Source organism: Kribbella sp. VKM Ac-2571 (assembly GCF_004362255.1).
Lineage (GTDB): Bacteria > Actinomycetota > Actinomycetes > Propionibacteriales > Kribbellaceae > Kribbella > Kribbella pratensis.
The window spans coordinates 326,874-343,057 of sequence record NZ_SNWS01000008.1 but is presented as its reverse complement, the minus strand read 5'-3'; the positions used below and the strand labels follow the sequence as shown (position 1 = coordinate 343,057).

Genomic DNA, 16,184 nt, shown 5'->3' with positions numbered 1-16,184 from the left:
TCATTCTGCGCTGTTGGTGTCCTCGGGGGCAGTCCCGTCCCAGATCGTGTACCCGTGGGCCGCGTTCAGCTTGTCCCGCAGCGCGGTCTCCAGGCTCTCGGCCTTCCCCGGCGCCAGCCACGAGATCGGCAGCAGGATCGGGTGATCGGGGTTCTTGGTGCGCAGCACGATCGCCTCGCCGTGGGTGGTCTCCACCCGGCCGACCTCGGTGATGTCGGTCCAGGGCGTGCGCAGGCCGCGGACCTCGAGGTCGCCGTCGCGGAGCCGTGCGACCTTCGGCGGCCGGGCCAGGATCCACAGGCCGGCCAGCGCGACCAGCCCTCCGAGCGTGACGAACACCGAGACGGCGACACCCGGCAGCCCCAGTGCCCAGAGCACCGCGGCCACCCCGAGAATGATCAGCCCGGCGGCCAGGATCCCGAGGAACCGTCCCGCCCGCATCCGGTACGTCGTACGCATCGCCACAGGATCTCATCCGCCCGGCGCGGCCGGATCAGAAGGCTTCCGTCTCGGACTCCGAGGTGTTGCCGGCCACCGACTTCAGCGTGAGCGTCCACGAGTACGACCCGTCCAGGAACCGGTCGAGCTTCGCGTACGAGCAGTTCTCGGTGAACCGATGATTCTTCGCGTCCCAGTTCGTGCCGGTCTTGTAGTAGACCCAGTAGTCGCCGCGGATCCCGTTCAGCGTCGCCGTCTTGTTCGCCCGGACGTAGATCGACGCCTGCGGCTTGCGTGGGCTGTTCGGCGTGACCACGACCACGATGTCCGAGCCGGCGTTGGTGATCCGCAGCGACCCGGAACCGCGCGAGCCGGACCGCTGGAAGACATCGCCGTTCTCGCCCCGGCCGCCGAACACGGCCGGCTGGGCCAGCTTCGCCGGCACCGACAGCGCACCGAACTTCACACCCTTGCCGATCGACTTCTGCACGTCCTGCGCGAGCTCGGCGAAGGCGAACCGGACGCCGCTCTTCGCCTCGTACAGCCGGACGTCCAGCGCCTTCGGCAGACCGCAACTCGTCTTCGTCTCCCCGGCCTTGCTCAGCTCCGTGGCCACGTTCCCGGCGTACGCGTCGAAGGCGTCGAGGACCTGGGGATGCGCGGACACCAGGCCGCGCGGCGGCGTGATCTTCACGAGCTCGCTGCGTTCGAGTACGACGGCACCCGCCAGCTGGGCGCGGGACGCGTCGAACGCGGCGATCGTCGGCGCGTTCATCACGCGCGCGACGTACGGCTTGAGGACCTTCTCGACATTGGTCAGCGCCCGCTGGTACATCGGCACCGAGAGCGCCACGGCAGTCGGTGCCGGCTTCGGTGTCGGTTTTGGGGCCGGCGTGGGTGCCGCCGACGAGGGCGGTGGCGCGCTGGTGCTGGTCGTCGTACCGCCTGCCGAGGGTGTTTCAGCACTGTCCGCCTTGCCGCTGCAGCCTGCGCAGAGCAGGGCCGCAACTCCGACCACAACCGCCAACGAACGCCTCACAGTCACCCCCAGGTGTGACCAATTTTCACTTTGGTCCAATACTTCCCTGCGAGGGGTTCACCGAGCCGGATCAGTTGGTGCCGGTCTCGCTCGGGTTGTAGGCGCAGGCGTCGTTCAGGTTCTCCGCGGCGCCCGGGGTGGTGGTCGTCTTGGACGGAGTCGGCCGCTTCGTGGAGCCGGAGGTCGGCGCCTTGGTCGGGGTCCTGGTCGGCTTCACCGTCGCCGTCGAGGCGACCGGGGCGGTCTTCGGGGCGATCGCCTTCTGGATGATCTCCCGCATCGCCGCATAGTTCGGGTTCTTGCCGCTCGGGAAGTTCTTGTTCTTGTCCAGGTCGATGTTCGCGACCTTCGCGTTCTTCACCTTCAGTGCGAGCTGGATGAACGCCCCCAGGATCTCCTGCGGGATGTCGGTGCGCAGCAGCTGCTTCCCGGCCTTCGCGATCTGCTGGTACGACGTCACGAGCGCCTGCGGGTTCGCGCTGTTCACGAGCGCGTGGATGGTGCAGCGCTGCCGCTCCTGCCGGGACGGGTCGCTGAGGCCGTAGCGGCCGCGCGCGAACCACAGCGCGTGGTACCCGTCGAGCTTCTGGTTCGGGCCCTTCTCGATGTATCCGCTCGGCTTCTTCTCGCTGTTCGAGCCGGGGCCGGCGCCGTAGTCGCCGCCGATCGGCACGCGGTAATTCACGTTGACCGTGATGCCGCCGAGCGCGTCGATGATCTGCCGGAACCCGGCCAGGTTGACCTGCATGTAGTAGTCGATGTCCAGGCCGAGCGCGGCGCCCGCGGCCAGCTTGACCACGTCCGCGCCCTCGTTGTCGGTCTGGCCGAGGATCCCCGGATGCGCCTTCGGGACGTTCTCGTACATCGCGTCCAGGTAGTACTCGGGCTGCTCGACGTTGCCCATGCTCGGGTCCCAGAAGCCGTCCGGGTACACCTTGTGCAGCGGCGAGTCCTCCGGGAACGGCATCCGCATCCAGTTCCGGCTGAGCGAGATCAGCGCGGTGTCACCGGTCTTGGTGTCGATGCTCGCCACGATCACCGTGTCGGTCCGGACACCGGTCCGGCCGACGCCGTCATCGGCGCCGAGCAGCAGCAGGTTCAGCCGCGGGGTCTTCGCCCACGGGTCGCTCGCGTTGCCGACCTTCGGCCGGGTCGCGCTCTTCGAGTTCCCCTCGGACTGGAACACGCTGCCGATCAGGTCGCGCTGCGCCATCACGGTCTGCGCCGCGACGGTGGTCGGTACGGCGATCGCGAAGCAGAGCAACCCGACGAACATCGAGCCGGCCAGCCGGCTGGTATACGTCATGCTGACCGGGCGGAGCAGCTTGTGCGACGCGACCACGGTCCAGATCCAGCCGATCCCGAGCAGTACGACGGCACCGGTCGCGATCAGCAGCTGACGCGGGGAGACCAGCAGGGCAAGCACGGAGTCGCGGTGCGTGAGACCGACGTACGCGCCGATCAGCAGCAGGCCGATGCTGATCGTCAGGATGAACGAGCCGAGCTTCTTCCGGCCGCCCATCAGCAGGCCCGAGCCGGGGACCAGGGCGCTGAGCAGCGTCAGGCCGATCGCCTTCGACGCCGTCCGGGCACGGTGCGTTCGGGCCCGGGACCGGCTGGCACGAGGCGCTGCCCTCCGACCGGCTGCGCGAGTACTCCGCGACATGGCTCCGTTTCCTGATCGACGACGTGACGACCCTTCCATCGGCCGCGCGTGGCAGCCCACGGTACTTCAGACGCCCACGACACCAACTTGGTTGACGCATTGGTTGACGTGATGCTGGCGACCCCCGTCGATGCTCGCCAGGGTACAGGGGCTCGGGGCTACTACCGCAACGTGCCGTGTCAGCGACCGAGAGTGTCCGGCGACCCGCTTTGCTCCCGGACCGGTCGAGCGGATACTCTTGGCCGTCGTCGTGTCCGCTCCTCGAGCGGGCCGTCGGAGGAGGCGTCGCCTAGTCCGGTCGATGGCGCCCGCCTGCTAAGCGGGTTGAGGGTTACCCCCTCTCGCGGGTTCAAATCCCGCCGCCTCCGCTCTGGGAGCTCTTTGCCTGCAAAAAGCGCAGGCAAAGAGCTCCGGCCATGTCACTGGGGGTGCAACCCCCAGACCCCGCCCGGCGGGGCTTCGCCCCCCGGACCCCCTTGCGACTGCCCCGCGGTGCGGATGCTCCGTGCGGCTGACTGTTCCGCGGTGAGACGCCCGTGCTGCTGGCCGCCCTGTCTGGTGCTGCGGCTGTGCTGTTCTCGCGTGCTTAGTTGGCGAGCTGTTGTTTTGCTTGGGCTATGCGTTCTATGGCGGTTGGGGTCATGGGTTCTGGGGAGATGATGAGGTGGTTGACGCCCAGGTTTTGGTAGGCGGTTGATATCTCGGGGAGGTCTTGGACCGGGATTGCGTTGGGGTTGGGGTCGTGGGACGGCTGGTCCGGGTCGCGGACGATGATGCCTGCGGTGCGGGCTACGGCTTCTTGGGGGCGGTTCGCGGTGACCAAGGCTTGGCGGAGGGTTTCAAGGCGTTCTTCCACCTGCAGGTTGGGAGCGCCGTACCAGGCTGTGTTCCAGGCATCGGCCCATTGGGCTACCAGTTGCATCATGCGAGGGCGGTGGCCGGCGACCAGGATGGGAATCTGGTGGGGTGGCGCCGGGTCCAGGTTGGCTTCGCGGACCTTGTAGTAGGTGCCTTCGTAGGTGACTGTTTCGCCTCGGACCAGGCGGGCCACGATCTCCAGCCACTCGGTGAAGCGGCCCACTCGGTGGTCGGTGGGTAGGCCGAACGCCTCGTATTCGGGGTCGTGCCACCCAGCGCCGACTCCCAGGGTCAGGCGACCGCCGGAGACCTCGTCCAGGGTCGCGGCCATCTTCGCGGTCAGGCCGGGGTCGCGGAACGATGCGCAGAGCACCATGTTGCCGAGCTCGACCCGCGACGTGACCGCGGCGATCGCGCTCAGCAGGGTCCAGCTGTCGTGCATGCCGAACACCTGCCCCTCCGGATCCCGGTAGAGGAAGTGGTCCGCGAGCCAGACCGAGTCCAGCCCGCTCTGGTCAGCCGCCTCCGCGGCGGCCCGCACGTCCTTCCAGCCGGCCATCCCGCCATCGGGCCCGTCGCCGGCACCCAGCGGAAGCATCACACCGATCTTCATGCGCTCAACGTACCCAGACCGCGCCCCGCCGATCGGGTCGAGGTCGTGACGGTTCGGTGCCGTGTCCGAAACATTTCCTGGGTACCAGCAAGCGCCCGGGGTGCGACGTCACGGTGAGGAGCGGGCATCGGATCTCGAGAGGTGATGACAGATGACCGCTCTCGCACCGCCGACGACCGCGTGTGATCCCCGGCCACTGCTCGGCGTCGGCCTGCCCGCGCACGTGCTTGTCCAGTTCGACGACCGCTGGTCGGCGGCCTGGTTGATCGGCCGGTTGCACTGCGCCGACGGCTGGGTCGCGCTCGTTCAGTTCGTGGACCGCACGGGGTGCGAGCAGACCGTCCGCGTCGCGGCCGATCGGGTCTGCCTGACCACGACCCCACCCAACTGAATCCTCCCAAGGCGCCGCCGTCCGTGGATGATGGGCGGTATGAGGAGGCCGTACCCGGATCGGGCGGCCGCGGGCCGCGTGCTGGCCGACGAGCTCGGATCGGTCGGCGGTTCCGTGCTGGTCCTCGGGCTGGCGCGGGGTGGCGTACCGGTCGCGGCTCCGGTGGCGGACGTCCTGGACACGGAGCTCGACGTACTGATCGTGCGCAAGCTCGGGTTCCCCGGTCAGCCGGAGCTGGCGATGGGTGCGATCGCCGGGGTCGGCGAGGAGCTGCACGTGGTCCGCAACGAGCCGATCGCGGCGGAGGTCGATCCGGAGACGCTGGAGGCCGTACGCCGACAGGAGGTCCAGGAGCTGCGCCGCCGCGAGCAGGCGTACCGGGGCGACCGGCCGCCGATCGACGTACGGGATCGCGTGGTGATCCTGGTCGACGACGGCCTCGCGACCGGCGCGACGATGCGGGCCGCGGTGGAAGCAGTACGACGCCATCGGCCGGCGCGCGTCGTCGTCGCCGTACCCGTCGGTGGCGTCGAGAGCTGCCGGCGGCTGTCGCGGGTCGCGGATCAGGTGGTGTGCGCGTGGATCCCGCAGTACTTCACCGCGGTCGGCCAGGCGTACCGGGACTTCTCACCGGTGAGTGACGACGAGGTTCGGCGGGTGCTCGCAGAAAGCACCGCGCGGCGCCCCGGCGGATGATCCAGGGCGCCGCACGGTGAGGTCCTGTCTGGTAATCCATCGCCTGACAGGACCTGTTGGTCCGGCCGCCGGCTTCCGACTCGGCGGCCGGCGCTTGTCAGGCCAGCCGGGCCTTCAGATGGTCGAGCTCGACCTTGAGCTCCGTCGGAACGGTGTCGCCGAGCTTCGCGAACCACTCCTCGATCAACGGGATCTCGGCCTTCCACTGCTCGACGTCGACGTCGAGCGCGATCTCCAGGTCGTGCGCGGTCAGGTCCAGGCCGGTGACGTCGAGCGCGTCCGCCGCCGGCACCCGCCCGATCGGGGTCTCGACCGCGTCCGCCTGGCCCTCGATCCGCTCGATGACCCACTTGAGCACGCGGCTGTTCTCGCCGAAGCCCGGCCAGACGAACTTGCCGGTCTCGTCCTTGCGGAACCAGTTCACGTAGAAGATCTTCGGCAGCTGCGCCGCGTCGTGCTGCTTGCCGACAGTCAGCCAGTGGTCGAAGTACTGCCCCGCGTCGTACCCGAGGAACGGCAGCATCGCCATCGGGTCCCGCCGTACGACGCCCACCTGGCCGACCGCCGCGGCAGTGGTCTCCGAGGACAGCGTCGCGCCCATGAACACCCCATGCGCCCAGTCACGGGACTCGGTCACCAGCGGGACCGTCGTGGCGCGACGGCCGCCGAAGATGATCGCGGAGATCGGTACGCCGTTCGGGTCGTCGTACTCGTCGGCGATGATCGGGCACTGCTTGATCGGCGTGCAGAAGCGGCTGTTCGGGTGGCTCGACAACTCGCCCGACGCCGGCGTCCACTCCCGGCCCTTCCAGTCGGTCAGGTGGTCCGGCGGCGTCGGCGAGTACCCCTCCCACCACACGTCGCCGTCATCGGTGAGTGCGACGTTGGTGAAAACCGAGTTGCCCTTCTCGATCGTGCGCATCGCGTTCGGGTTCGTCTTCCAGCCGGTGCCGGGTGCTACCCCGAACAGGCCGAACTCCGGGTTCACGGCGTACAGCCGGCCGTCCTTGCCGAACCGCATCCAGGCGATGTCGTCGCCGAGCGTCTCGACCTCCCACCCCTCCAGAGTCGGGTCGAGCATCGCCAGGTTCGTCTTGCCGCATGCGCTCGGGAAGGCGGCCGCGATGTAGTGGACCTTCTTCTCCGGCGAGATCAGCTTCAGGATCAGCATGTGCTCGGCGAGCCAGCCCTCGTCGCGGGCCATCGCCGACGCGATCCGCAGCGAGTAGCACTTCTTGCCGAGCAGCGAGTTACCGCCGTACCCGGAGCCGTAGGACCAGATCGCCCGCTCCTCGGGGAACTGGACGATGTACTTCTCGTCGTTGCACGGCCACGGCACGTCCTGCTGGCCGGGTGCGAGCGGCGCGCCGACCGAGTGCAGGCAGGGGACGTACGGCGCCGCGTCGCCCATCTTCTCGAGTACGTCGGCACCGGTTCGGCACATGATCCGCATCGAGGCTACGACGTACGCCGAGTCCGTGATCTCGACGCCGAACATCGGCTTGTCCGCGGTCAGCGGACCCATACAGAACGGGACGACGTACATCGTCCGGCCGCGCATCGAACCGCGGTACAGCTCCGTCAGCGTCGCCTTCATCTCGACCGGGTCGACCCAGTTGTTGGTCGGGCCCGCGTCGGCTTCGTTGGTGGAGCAGATGAAGGTGCGCTGCTCGACCCGGGCGACGTCCGACGGGTCCGTGCGGACCCAGAACGAGTTCGGCTTCTTCTCGTCGTTCAGCCTGACCATCGTGCCGGCCGCGATCAGTTCGTCGGTCAACTCGGCGTACTCCGCGTCCGAGCCGTCGACCCAGTGGATCCGGTCGGGCTGCGTGAGGGCGGCGACCTCGGCCACCCAGGCCAGCAGGCCGGCGTGGCGGGTCGGTGCGTCGGTCACGTCGTACGGTGCCTCGGCTTCGAGGGGCTCCTTGGCGACTGCGGGGGCGGCGGCTTCGGTATGGGTCGGGCTGGCGGTAGTCGTCATCGGCGGCTCATTCCCTCTCGGCTGTCGGGTCCGGCGACCGCGCGACCCCTCGACGCTGAGGGGGTACGGCTCCGGCCGCCGGGGTCTCCGGCGGTTCGATTCAGCTGGCTGGCGGTGTGATCTGTCGCAGACCAGTGCGTCCAGTGGACGTATACCAGTGTGCAAGTGGTACTACGGTACGGGATCGACCCGAGTGCTGAGAACCCCTAGAACGTGAACCCGGTCACAAACTTTTCGCGACAATCGCTTTCCGGTTCAGCTTGTGAAAACGAGAACGGCCCGCGCTGTTCGCGCGGGCCGTTCCAGGAGATTTTCCGGTGCTTCAGCTGGTCTGCCGCCAGATGTCGTTGACGAGCCGCTGGATGTCCGCGGCCTCCGCGGGCTGGCCGTAGACCATCGCGCCGACCAGCCACCACTGCCCGCCGCTCAGGAACGCGCGCGTCATGGTGATCGTGTACGGCGTTGTCGTCGACACCGTCAGCCAGGTCCGGGCGTCCTTCGCGGTCGCCGGTGCGGTGGTCTTGTAGATCTTCGTCCACTGCTGGTCGAACGTCGGCCGGTCGGACAGGCATTTGGCCAGGCTCGCGCACGGATGCAGGGCGAACTGCGCCTGCATCGCGTTCTTCAGCCCGCCCGGATCCTGGTCGCTCCTGGTGACGATCCGGCGCAGGATCAGCTGCGAGGACTCACCGAGGAAACCCACCTGCGGCGGCCGCGGCCAGCCGACCGCGAACGGCAGCTCGGCGTTCGCCACGACCTGTACGTCGGCGCCGGCGGCGTACGTCGCGCCGAAGACGCCCGGCGATCCGTCGGACCGCTTGTACGGGGCGGTCGTGACGCGGTTGATCGGCGGGATCAGGACGCTCGAGGCGATCGGCTCCGGGCTGACGGCCGGCGGCGGGGCGGCCTCGGCCGGTTCGTCCTTGACGCTGCCGCCGATCGCGGTGCCGATCGAGTAGGCGACGGTGAACACGATCAGCACGACGACCGCGACGACCGCGTAGATCCACGGACCGATCTTGCGGCGGTACTGGCGGGCGACCTCGATCTTCGACTGCGCCTCCGTTACCTGCTCCTGCGGCGTCGCGGTCTGCTCGGGGCGGTCGACGTACGACGGGATGCTGCCTTGTGACGCGGTGTCGCCGGGCGGGAGGATCGGCGGCGTCGCGCCGTACCCGACGAGCTGGTTGCGGACCGCCTGCAGCGACTCGTCGTCGTTCCCGAGTACGCCGTCGAGAGGGTCGACCAGGCGCTCGGCGCCGGTCTCGCCGTAGGTCAGTTGGGTGATCGCGTACGGGCGGCTCGAGGTGAAGTTGGCCGCCCAGAGCGGGGTCTCCTGGCGGCCCGGTTCGAGTGCGGCGTCGCGGCTCGCCTTGGTGAGGCGGTCGACCACGGTCGGGTTCCGGGCGCCTTCCTCACTGAGGACGAGCGCGATCACGTCCGTCCCGGTGAACGTGCGGCCGTGCCACAACTCCGCCAGCGGGTGCAGCAGGATCCGCTGATCGAACTGGTAGCCCGGGATCTCCGGCGTGCTGTTGGTCATCACTGTTTGCTTTCCCAGATCGCCCGGTCCGCGAGGGCCAGCGCCGCCTTCTGCGCCGTGTCCGCGTCCACGGGGTTGGCCTTGTAGTCCACCTGTACGACGATGTCCGCGCGCTGCACCAGCGTGTGCACGGTCCAGGACTCACCGGCCAGTCCGGTCGCGGTTCGGCTGGCCTTGGTCGGGTACGGGCGGTCCCCGTCGTACTTGTTCATCGTCGACCGGCTGAACGTCCGGCTCGCGACCTGGGCCGGCGTGAACGGCGCGTTCCCCGCGCCGGCATCCAGCCCGCCGTACGCCGTGATCGTGACGGTCACGCTCGCCGACGTGTACGCGCGCACCTTCTGGCGCGAGCTCGCCGCCGTGCAGCTGATCGTCGTCGTCCCGCCCTGCGTCATCGTCACCGGACCGGACGATGCCTTGGGCAACAGGTTCGACACGTCCCCGATCCGCGCGCACAGATCCGCCGGCAGCACCCGCGCCGGCAGGATGTCCTTCGGCGTCACCGGCTCCCCGACCGCGAACCCGATCCCACCCCCCACCAGCGCGGCCACACCACACCCGATCGCCGTACCCCGCACCAGTCGACTACCCATGCCCGCGACCTTAACCACGCGAAGGTCCTCCCTACGCCCAACACCCCGCCCCACCACAAGCGGCAGCGCCTCTGAAGGAGCCTGTGAACAAGCAGTGATGGCTGTGAACAGGAAATAACCTGTCCACAGCCACCGCCGCGCCGGTCACGGCCCGACGATTGCCACCTGATCCGGAGGATGCGGCCCGGTCTGCAGCGGATCGGCGTACCGGAGTTGCCTGCTTGGTCAGCTGAGGAGGGTCTTCACCGAGCCGCCGGACTCGGTGAGCTTCGCGCCGAGCCCGTTCAGCGCCTCACCGACCGTCGCGAGGATGCCCGACAGGTCCTGCAAGTTCCCGGCCAGCGCCTCGACCTCGGTCGCGACACCGCCGATCTGCCCGCTTCCGTCGTTCAGCTTCTTCGCCGCGGCGTCGCCGATCCCGGGGATCTTGTCGAGCTCACCCGCGAGCCCGGCCAGCATCCCGGCCGCGTCGTGCAGCTTGTCCTTGGCCGCGTTCATCGTCCCGGCGCTCCCGGCCAGCGCCTTCCGCGCACCGCCCTCGCCGTCGTCCCCGACCAGCGCCCCGGCCGCCTTCGCCGCCTGCTCGCCGGCCTCCGCCAGCCCCGACCCGATCGCCTTCAACAGCTCCGGCAGCTTCCCGATGAGCCCGAGCGCGTCGTCCGGCAGCCCGCGCACCAGATTCAGCACCTTCTCGAAGTCGTCCGAGTTCTCCATCACGAACCCGACCGCCTTCTTCACATCCCCCAGATCCCGCCCACCGAGCAGGTCCTCAATACCCATGCGCGGATCGTAGAGCCCCCACCCACCTCCCCGGCCGCGCCGCACCGTGCCCCCGCCGTACGGCGCCGTGCCCCCGCCGTACCCCGGTCGTACCCCCCGAATTCGCCCCCCGGAGACCTCCCTCCGGAGCCGATTGGCCTCCACCCGCCCCCTCCATGTATCGTTACTCGACGTTGTCCAGCGCTCGTAGCTCAACGGATAGAGCATCTGACTACGGATCAGAAGGTTGGGGGTTCGAATCCCTCCGAGCGCGCAACCAAAACCCCAGGTCACGAGCTGAATGACCTGGGGTTTCGCTTTGTCCGGCGGGCTGTTTTTGCTAACGCCTCTGCTGTCACGGCACCATGTCCGACGTGTCGGTTGCTCGCCCGAGGGTCGTTTGTCTGTGCGGTTCGCTGCGCTTCAGTAGGGAGTTTGCGGCCGAGCGCACGCGCTTGACGCTCGAGTTGGTGATCGTCCTGGCTCCGGAGGCCACCGAGGCGCCTGTGCTGGACCCGTTGCTCGTGCGGGCCTTGGGGGAGCTGCACCTCCGCCGGATCGACCTTGCAGATGAGGTACGAATCGTGAATCCCGGGGGCTACATCGGCGAGGCCACCCGCCGCGAGATCGCCTACGCCAACGCCTTGGGCAAGCCCATCACGTACCTCCACGGACCGGCGAGGGACGACAGCTAGTCGGCTCCCCTGACCCGACACGTCCGGGCTGCCGATTGCTGACAGCCGTGGCTGCTAATCCGCCTTGCGCCCGAACACTCGCTTGGCGACGGAGCCGGTGCCGATAGCGGCGAACAGGGCGACAAAGATCCCCGAGGGAACGGAGCTGAAACTCGAATCGACTCCGTGGAAGGTGGCGTCGCCTCCATAAAGGCCGACGAACAGCACGGCCGCCCACATCGCGACGATCGCCAGCGTGGCCCACATCTCGCGAACAAGGATCCGTGCAGCCCAGCCTCCACGAGGGGACCGAACTGAAGACTGATCTTGCATGGTTGTTGTCATGACTGCCTCCTAAGGTCCACTCCTAGTCTCATCCGGGTGCTGAACCGCCGGGAGAGCCAGAGGTCAGGCACCGCGTAGGCAGAGGTCCCAAGCGGCAGGCCGCGTCTGCTGCTCAGCTGGACTCTCGTCCGGCGAGGTGGATCGAGTCAGGCCCGACGCCCCAGATGCGTGAACGAAGTGACAGCCGGTGACTGATGGCGCGCACCTGTGCAGTGTGCAGCTCGACCCGCAGCGTCTCGTCGGTACCCGGCTGGCTGAAATGGCCGTAGATGTAGGGGTAGGACGGCGGGCCGACCGCCTCCAGATACCGCAGTACGGCGTGCTCAGGCACCGGGTCAGGGACCCAGGCGGAGCCTGCCGTGACGTGGTGACCGGACTCAAGGGCGGCGTTGATCTCGTGGATCTGGCGCAGCTCGATCGTATGCGTGGTGACAGCCACAAGGTGGTGCATGGTGTTCTCCGTCTGCCCGTGGGTTGGCCGACTCAGCTCTCGTCCTGCACCCAGATTGCGTCGTGCTCGATGACGCAGCCAGGGCCACAGGTCCCGGCATACGACCGCGATGATCCTCCCCGCCGGTGGGCCAGTGCGGCGACTTTGGCCAGGTACTGCCGGGGGAACTCGGCGCGGGCTTGGAGTTCGAGTGGGTCGGCGTACGGGATGAGGCGTAGCCAGGAGACGAGCTTGTGTACGCCGACGAGCGCCTCGGTCGCGATGAGGTCGTGGCGGAGGACGTGCGGGTCGGCGTCCAGGTGATCACGCCATACGGCCAGGTAGGCGTCGTACAGGGCTTCTCTGTGTGCGGGCGACAACGGCGCGCCGGTCCACTCCACGACCGAGTCGAGGAAGCCGTGCAGCGAGACGAACGGATGACCCCAGATCGCGTTGCCGAAGTCGAAGAACCGCGGTCGGAGTACGCCGGTTGAGCGGTCGGCGAAGATGTTCGCCGGGTATACGTCGTTGATCTCCAGGTCGAGGGGCACGACGTCGCTGAGGGACGCGGTGTGTCGATCGAGTACGTCGGCAGCCCGCGCAGCTCGCGCTAGCAGATCCGGCTCGAGTCGCAGCGGATGCCCGGGCTGCAAGGCCGCCCACTCCTGGGCTACGGCGCGCACTCGGTCGCCGGCCGTGGTGGGCGGCAGCTCGATGATGCCCGGATGCTCGGTCGCGTCGAGGTGGCCGAGGAGCGTGCGCTGAAGACGTGCCAAGGCTTGTACGACGGTGCAGCGCGTCGCCTGATCCGCAACGTCTGGATGCGTCAGCGTTGATCCTTGATCAGCTGCGAGCAGCCAACTGCGTTCGCGGTCCACGGCGATCGGCACGATCACGTCATCCGGCGCGAGCTGCGCCAAGGCCGCGACGAGACCGGCCTCGAACCGATGCCCCGGATTGTTCTCCTTGAACCACACCAGGCCTTCGACGGTTGGATAGCAGCGGACGACAGACCAGAAGCGCGCCCGGTAGGTGACCGGTACGCCGCTGATCCGGCGACCGCTCTCCGCGAGTCGGGCGCTCACCCAGGCGTCCGCGATCTGCGTCCACTCCTGCGACATCCATCGCTGAACCCACTGGCCTCGAGCATCCGGGCCGAACGGTCTCGCATGCAGCATCCGGCGACGCTAACCCCCGGCGCCGACAGTTACGGCGTGACCGGGGACCGCATGCCTAACCACTGCTCGGCGCCCCAGGCCTCGAACCGCTCCACCTCGATGAACCCCAGCTTCGCCGCGAGGCGCATCGAGCCGACGTTGGCGGTCTGAGTAGCGAGCACCACCGGCTCGCCGGGCAGGACGCCGTCGAGCCATTCGAGGGCCGCCGCGCACGCCTCACCGGCGTACCCGAATCCCCACGCCTGCGGCAGGAACAGGTAGCCGAGATCAGCTTTCCCAACGGCGGCCGGGCGGTGCTTGGTTGCTCTTCTGAGCAGGATCTGGCCGATCATCATCCCGTCGAGCTCAACGACGAAACTTCCGGGCCACCGCTCGGGCACCTCGGGCGTCTCGCGCTCGACCTCGTCACGCGGGCGGGGACCGCCGAGGTACGTGTTCACCTTCGGCGAGGCGAGCAGCTCGACGAACGCCGTACGGTCGCGTGCTTCGGACTCACGGAGTACGAGGCGCTCGGTCTTGATCGGCTCCGGCGGCCACGCCACGAGTCCCAGAGGTTCCATCCGGGCACGCTAACAGAGGGATTTCTGACAGGGTGTCGGATCTGGAACCTAGCGTTCGTAGTACAGGTGAACCGGCGGCCGGTCGAGGGCGCCAAGACAGATGGAGCCAGTTATGCATCTTCTGCTCACGTCCGGAGGCATCACGAACCCGAGCATCAGCGACGCGCTCGTCGAGTTGCTGGGCAAGCCGATCGCCGAGTCCCGTGCGCTGCTCATCCCGACGGCGATGTGGGGCCATCCGATGCTCGGGCCCACCCAGGTACGGGGCTCCGTCACCGGCGAACCTCCCTGGCACATGCCCAGGCTGGGGTGGGAATCCGTCGGCGTCCTCGAGCTCACCGCGTTACCCAGCATCGGCGAGGAGCGGTGGGTGCCCTGGGTACGTGAGGCCGACGTACTGCTGGTGGACGGCGGCGATGCGACGTACCTGTGCCACTGGATGCGGGAGTCAGGCCTGTACGACCTCCTGCCGTCGCTCCACGACACAGTCTGGGTGGGGGTGAGCGCCGGCAGCATGGTGATGACACCGCGGATCGGTGACGACTTCGTCTCGTGGACGTCTGCCCCGGACGACCGCACGCTCGGAGTCGTCGACTTCTCGATCTTCCCGCACCTGGACCACGAGAGCATGCCGGAGAACACCCTGGCCAACGCGGAGAGGTGGGCCGCCGGCCTCGAGGGCCCGTCGTACGCCATCGACGAGCAAACCGCGATCAAGGTAACCAACGGCACCACCGAAGTAATCTCCGAAGGCCACTGGAAAGCCTTCCCCGCCTAGCCCCTCAAACGTGCAAGGGGCAGGCGAGTTCTTGGGAACGGCCGTCGAACGTCCGGCGCTCGATCAGCTCGTCGAACAGGCGAACGTATCGGCTCCGAAAACCATCCGCTGCTCGTCGCCGTACAAGGCAAGCCGCCGGTCCAGAAACTCCGGGCCTTGCTTACCCCAGTACGGCCCCAGCCGGCGTCGTCGTACGACAAATGGGGGCCGTCCGCTTGCCGACTAACTCCGCTCGCGGGAGGTCGGGCGATCCCGGCGACGTACGGCTGAAGTCTCCGCACGGTCAGTTGGCGTCGCGGGTGCCGCGTCGGCGCGGCTATTTGTCAGCAGACGCTCGGCCCTGAGTGCGAGGAGATGTATCTCGCGATCGGTGTCATTGCCGCCGAGGATGAATTCCAACGAATCCTGGTCGGTGTAGTAGCGATGGATCACCTGTTCGAGGTCGGCAGCTGATGCACTCCCCATGTCGAGGCGCGCGGCGAGAGCGACGATGTCAGCGGCATCCTTGCGGCGCTGGGCAACCAGCTTGGTAGCCAACAGGAACTCGTCGGTGGCGTACGTAATGTGCAGACCAGGCGCATCGCCGCGTTGCAACGCGTCCTCCGGCAGCGGCGGCATCCACGGGGCTGGCTCGGGTGTTGAGCCAGTCCTCGGGGAGCTTGCGTTGGCTTGCCATCTCGCGCGCCTCGTCGACTACGGCCTGGTCACGGGCATCGGTCATGCGGTCACCAGGTCGCGGGCGGGGATGAAGATGTTGGCTTGTGCCAAGTAGGCCGGGGTTTGCTCGATGATCTCGTGGTTGTCCAGGAACGGATGTTCAGGAATCCAGCGATCGGGGAGCGGGTTGACCTTGGTCCAGTCGGGCGGGTCCTCGCCGGCTTCCTCGAATTCGTGCGCTGTCAGGACGGCGAGGAGTGCATCGAAGCCTGCATGGCCGGTCGTGCCTGGCGCCGCCTCCCAGGCTGCTTCGGAACCATCGTGACGGCGTAGCAGCAAGCGGAGGTGGTCGCGGCCCTGGAGCAGCATCCGCCACGCCCACTCTTCGTCCCTCGCCTCGCGGATAGCCGTCGCGGTGGCCGGAGCCGTCATGATCCGATACTCACGCGCCGCGTGCAGGGCACGCGCAATCCGCCCAGCCCGCAGGAAGAACTGCGCCGTCGGCTTGGTCCTTCCGGAACGGTAAGTGGAGAAGCGCGAAGCGGACGTGCCGAGCGCAGTGGCGAACGCAGCCTGGGACAGCCCGCTCTCGGCGAGAGCGCGATTCAGGTGCTCGCTGACCGCCTGACTGTCCTTGTCCATGCCCGCACCCCCTGAGCCCGTTATCTAATCAGATAATAGCCTCGTTGTCTGACTGAGCCAACGTCGAGGCACAAGAGATTGTGGCCAAACGGTTCCCGCACAAGCGGGCGTTCGAGATCGACGGGATCATGGTCGAGCTGTTCCTGGTGCAGACCGACGCGACTGGTCCGTTCACCGACTTCTGGGGTGTTGCGCGGCACGACTGGCCGGCGGACGTGTTCGACGTCGAGGCTGACGGTCTCCGGGTCGCCAGCGCAATGGCCGTGACCGGCTACCGGGCGGGCTGGGAAGACCTGCAGTCGAAACTGCAGGGCAGGTGACCGGCCAGCGATCTGGGGAAGGG

At 68.1% G+C, this 16,184-nt stretch carries 19 protein-coding genes and 2 tRNA genes; 7 read left to right on the top strand and 14 right to left on the bottom strand.

Going from position 1 to position 16,184, the window contains the following annotated elements; translation table 11 throughout:
- The 3 genes from EV651_RS20185 to EV651_RS20175 form a co-directional block, all read right to left on the bottom strand.
- Positions 1-459, bottom strand: coding sequence for a hypothetical protein (locus EV651_RS20185; protein WP_133786737.1), 459 nt, complete (start codon positions 457-459; stop codon positions 1-3).
- Between the two features lie 34 nt (positions 460-493).
- Positions 494-1,477, bottom strand: a complete 984-nt coding sequence (locus EV651_RS20180) for a hypothetical protein (RefSeq protein ID WP_133786736.1) — start codon at positions 1,475-1,477, stop codon at positions 494-496.
- A gap of 70 nt (positions 1,478-1,547) precedes the next feature.
- Positions 1,548-3,143: an LCP family protein gene (locus tag EV651_RS20175; protein ID WP_133786735.1), complete on the bottom strand. Its 1,596-nt coding sequence runs from the start codon at positions 3,141-3,143 to the stop codon at positions 1,548-1,550.
- Between the two features lie 278 nt (positions 3,144-3,421).
- Between EV651_RS20175 and EV651_RS20170 the strand changes: the two genes are divergently transcribed.
- A tRNA-Ser gene (locus EV651_RS20170) sits at positions 3,422-3,511 on the top strand.
- 218 nt (positions 3,512-3,729) lie between these two features.
- Here the strand turns inward: EV651_RS20170 and EV651_RS20165 are convergent.
- On the bottom strand, positions 3,730-4,614 hold the full coding sequence (locus EV651_RS20165; protein WP_133786734.1) for an LLM class flavin-dependent oxidoreductase: 885 nt from the start codon (positions 4,612-4,614) through the stop codon (positions 3,730-3,732).
- 151 nt (positions 4,615-4,765) lie between these two features.
- Between EV651_RS20165 and EV651_RS20160 the strand changes: the two genes are divergently transcribed.
- A complete protein-coding gene (locus EV651_RS20160; RefSeq protein ID WP_133786733.1) occupies positions 4,766-5,005 on the top strand; it encodes a hypothetical protein in 240 nt (79 codons plus the stop codon).
- Between the two features lie 39 nt (positions 5,006-5,044).
- Complete coding sequence (locus EV651_RS20155) at positions 5,045-5,701, top strand: phosphoribosyltransferase (protein ID WP_133786732.1); 657 nt, start codon at positions 5,045-5,047, stop codon at positions 5,699-5,701.
- A gap of 97 nt (positions 5,702-5,798) precedes the next feature.
- Here the strand turns inward: EV651_RS20155 and EV651_RS20150 are convergent, their stop codons facing one another.
- From EV651_RS20150 to EV651_RS20135, 4 genes are all read right to left on the bottom strand, one after another.
- Positions 5,799-7,682 (bottom strand): phosphoenolpyruvate carboxykinase (GTP), encoded by a 1,884-nt coding sequence (locus EV651_RS20150; protein ID WP_133786731.1) that lies wholly within the window; start codon positions 7,680-7,682, stop codon positions 5,799-5,801.
- 322 nt (positions 7,683-8,004) lie between these two features.
- The gene (locus tag EV651_RS20145) at positions 8,005-9,225 is read right to left on the bottom strand and encodes a hypothetical protein (protein WP_133786730.1); all 1,221 of its coding nucleotides are present in this window, start codon (positions 9,223-9,225) and stop codon (positions 8,005-8,007) included.
- Positions 9,225-9,818: a hypothetical protein gene (locus tag EV651_RS20140; RefSeq protein WP_166658668.1), complete on the bottom strand. Its 594-nt coding sequence runs from the start codon at positions 9,816-9,818 to the stop codon at positions 9,225-9,227. Before EV651_RS20140 ends, EV651_RS20145 begins: the two co-directional genes overlap by 1 nt.
- A 225-nt stretch (positions 9,819-10,043) precedes the next feature.
- The gene (locus tag EV651_RS20135) at positions 10,044-10,598 is read right to left on the bottom strand and encodes a hypothetical protein (RefSeq protein WP_133786728.1); all 555 of its coding nucleotides are present in this window, start codon (positions 10,596-10,598) and stop codon (positions 10,044-10,046) included.
- A gap of 180 nt (positions 10,599-10,778) precedes the next feature.
- Between EV651_RS20135 and EV651_RS20130 the strand changes: the two genes are divergently transcribed.
- Positions 10,779-10,851, top strand: a tRNA-Arg gene (locus EV651_RS20130).
- A gap of 196 nt (positions 10,852-11,047) precedes the next feature.
- Complete coding sequence (locus EV651_RS20125) at positions 11,048-11,272, top strand: hypothetical protein (protein WP_238157079.1); 225 nt, start codon at positions 11,048-11,050, stop codon at positions 11,270-11,272.
- A 54-nt stretch (positions 11,273-11,326) separates the two neighbouring features.
- Here the strand turns inward: EV651_RS20125 and EV651_RS20120 are convergent, their stop codons facing one another.
- The 4 genes from EV651_RS20120 to EV651_RS20105 all read right to left on the bottom strand — a co-directional run bounded on the left by EV651_RS20120 (position 11,327) and on the right by EV651_RS20105 (position 13,764).
- Positions 11,327-11,596: a hypothetical protein gene (locus EV651_RS20120; RefSeq protein ID WP_133786726.1), complete on the bottom strand. Its 270-nt coding sequence runs from the start codon at positions 11,594-11,596 to the stop codon at positions 11,327-11,329.
- 112 nt (positions 11,597-11,708) lie between these two features.
- A complete protein-coding gene (locus EV651_RS20115; protein ID WP_133786725.1) occupies positions 11,709-12,047 on the bottom strand; it encodes a hypothetical protein in 339 nt (112 codons plus the stop codon).
- 32 nt (positions 12,048-12,079) lie between these two features.
- A complete protein-coding gene (locus EV651_RS20110) occupies positions 12,080-13,204 on the bottom strand; it encodes a hypothetical protein (protein ID WP_133786724.1) in 1,125 nt (374 codons plus the stop codon).
- 29 nt (positions 13,205-13,233) lie between these two features.
- A complete protein-coding gene (locus tag EV651_RS20105) occupies positions 13,234-13,764 on the bottom strand; it encodes a GNAT family N-acetyltransferase (protein ID WP_133786723.1) in 531 nt (176 codons plus the stop codon).
- 112 nt (positions 13,765-13,876) lie between these two features.
- Between EV651_RS20105 and EV651_RS20100 the strand changes: the two genes are divergently transcribed.
- Entirely contained in the window at positions 13,877-14,542 is a 666-nt protein-coding gene (locus tag EV651_RS20100; protein ID WP_133786722.1) for a Type 1 glutamine amidotransferase-like domain-containing protein, read from the top strand.
- A gap of 222 nt (positions 14,543-14,764) precedes the next feature.
- Here the strand turns inward: EV651_RS20100 and EV651_RS20090 are convergent, their stop codons facing one another.
- Together EV651_RS20090 and EV651_RS20085 are read right to left on the bottom strand one after the other, a co-directional pair.
- Positions 14,765-15,160: a hypothetical protein gene (locus EV651_RS20090; protein WP_133786721.1), complete on the bottom strand. Its 396-nt coding sequence runs from the start codon at positions 15,158-15,160 to the stop codon at positions 14,765-14,767.
- A 99-nt stretch (positions 15,161-15,259) separates the two neighbouring features.
- Entirely contained in the window at positions 15,260-15,841 is a 582-nt protein-coding gene (locus EV651_RS20085; RefSeq protein WP_133786720.1) for a helix-turn-helix domain-containing protein, read from the bottom strand.
- 80 nt (positions 15,842-15,921) lie between these two features.
- Between EV651_RS20085 and EV651_RS20080 the strand changes: the two genes are divergently transcribed.
- Positions 15,922-16,161: a hypothetical protein gene (locus tag EV651_RS20080; RefSeq protein WP_133786719.1), complete on the top strand. Its 240-nt coding sequence runs from the start codon at positions 15,922-15,924 to the stop codon at positions 16,159-16,161.
- Positions 16,162-16,184 lie beyond the last annotated feature (23 nt).

Excerpts from the sequence above, each read along its gene's own strand:
- EV651_RS20185 (WP_133786737.1), bottom strand. The coding sequence starts at position 459 with ATGCGTACGACGTACCGGATGCGGGCGGGACGGTTCCTCGGGATCCTG.
- EV651_RS20175 (WP_133786735.1), bottom strand. The coding sequence starts at position 3,143 with ATGTCGCGGAGTACTCGCGCAGCCGGTCGGAGGGCAGCGCCTCGTGCC.
- EV651_RS20165 (WP_133786734.1), bottom strand. The coding sequence starts at position 4,614 with ATGAAGATCGGTGTGATGCTTCCGCTGGGTGCCGGCGACGGGCCCGAT.
- EV651_RS20160 (WP_133786733.1), top strand. The coding sequence starts at position 4,766 with ATGACCGCTCTCGCACCGCCGACGACCGCGTGTGATCCCCGGCCACTG.
- EV651_RS20155 (WP_133786732.1), top strand. The coding sequence starts at position 5,045 with ATGAGGAGGCCGTACCCGGATCGGGCGGCCGCGGGCCGCGTGCTGGCC.
- EV651_RS20150 (WP_133786731.1), bottom strand. The coding sequence starts at position 7,682 with ATGACGACTACCGCCAGCCCGACCCATACCGAAGCCGCCGCCCCCGCA.
- EV651_RS20145 (WP_133786730.1), bottom strand. The coding sequence starts at position 9,225 with ATGACCAACAGCACGCCGGAGATCCCGGGCTACCAGTTCGATCAGCGG.
- EV651_RS20140 (WP_166658668.1), bottom strand. The coding sequence starts at position 9,818 with ATGGGTAGTCGACTGGTGCGGGGTACGGCGATCGGGTGTGGTGTGGCC.
- EV651_RS20135 (WP_133786728.1), bottom strand. The coding sequence starts at position 10,598 with ATGGGTATTGAGGACCTGCTCGGTGGGCGGGATCTGGGGGATGTGAAG.
- EV651_RS20120 (WP_133786726.1), bottom strand. The coding sequence starts at position 11,596 with ATGACAACAACCATGCAAGATCAGTCTTCAGTTCGGTCCCCTCGTGGA.
- EV651_RS20115 (WP_133786725.1), bottom strand. The coding sequence starts at position 12,047 with ATGCACCACCTTGTGGCTGTCACCACGCATACGATCGAGCTGCGCCAG.
- EV651_RS20110 (WP_133786724.1), bottom strand. The coding sequence starts at position 13,204 with ATGCTGCATGCGAGACCGTTCGGCCCGGATGCTCGAGGCCAGTGGGTT.
- EV651_RS20105 (WP_133786723.1), bottom strand. The coding sequence starts at position 13,764 with ATGGAACCTCTGGGACTCGTGGCGTGGCCGCCGGAGCCGATCAAGACC.
- EV651_RS20100 (WP_133786722.1), top strand. The coding sequence starts at position 13,877 with ATGCATCTTCTGCTCACGTCCGGAGGCATCACGAACCCGAGCATCAGC.
- EV651_RS20090 (WP_133786721.1), bottom strand. The coding sequence starts at position 15,160 with ATGCCGCCGCTGCCGGAGGACGCGTTGCAACGCGGCGATGCGCCTGGT.
- EV651_RS20085 (WP_133786720.1), bottom strand. The coding sequence starts at position 15,841 with ATGGACAAGGACAGTCAGGCGGTCAGCGAGCACCTGAATCGCGCTCTC.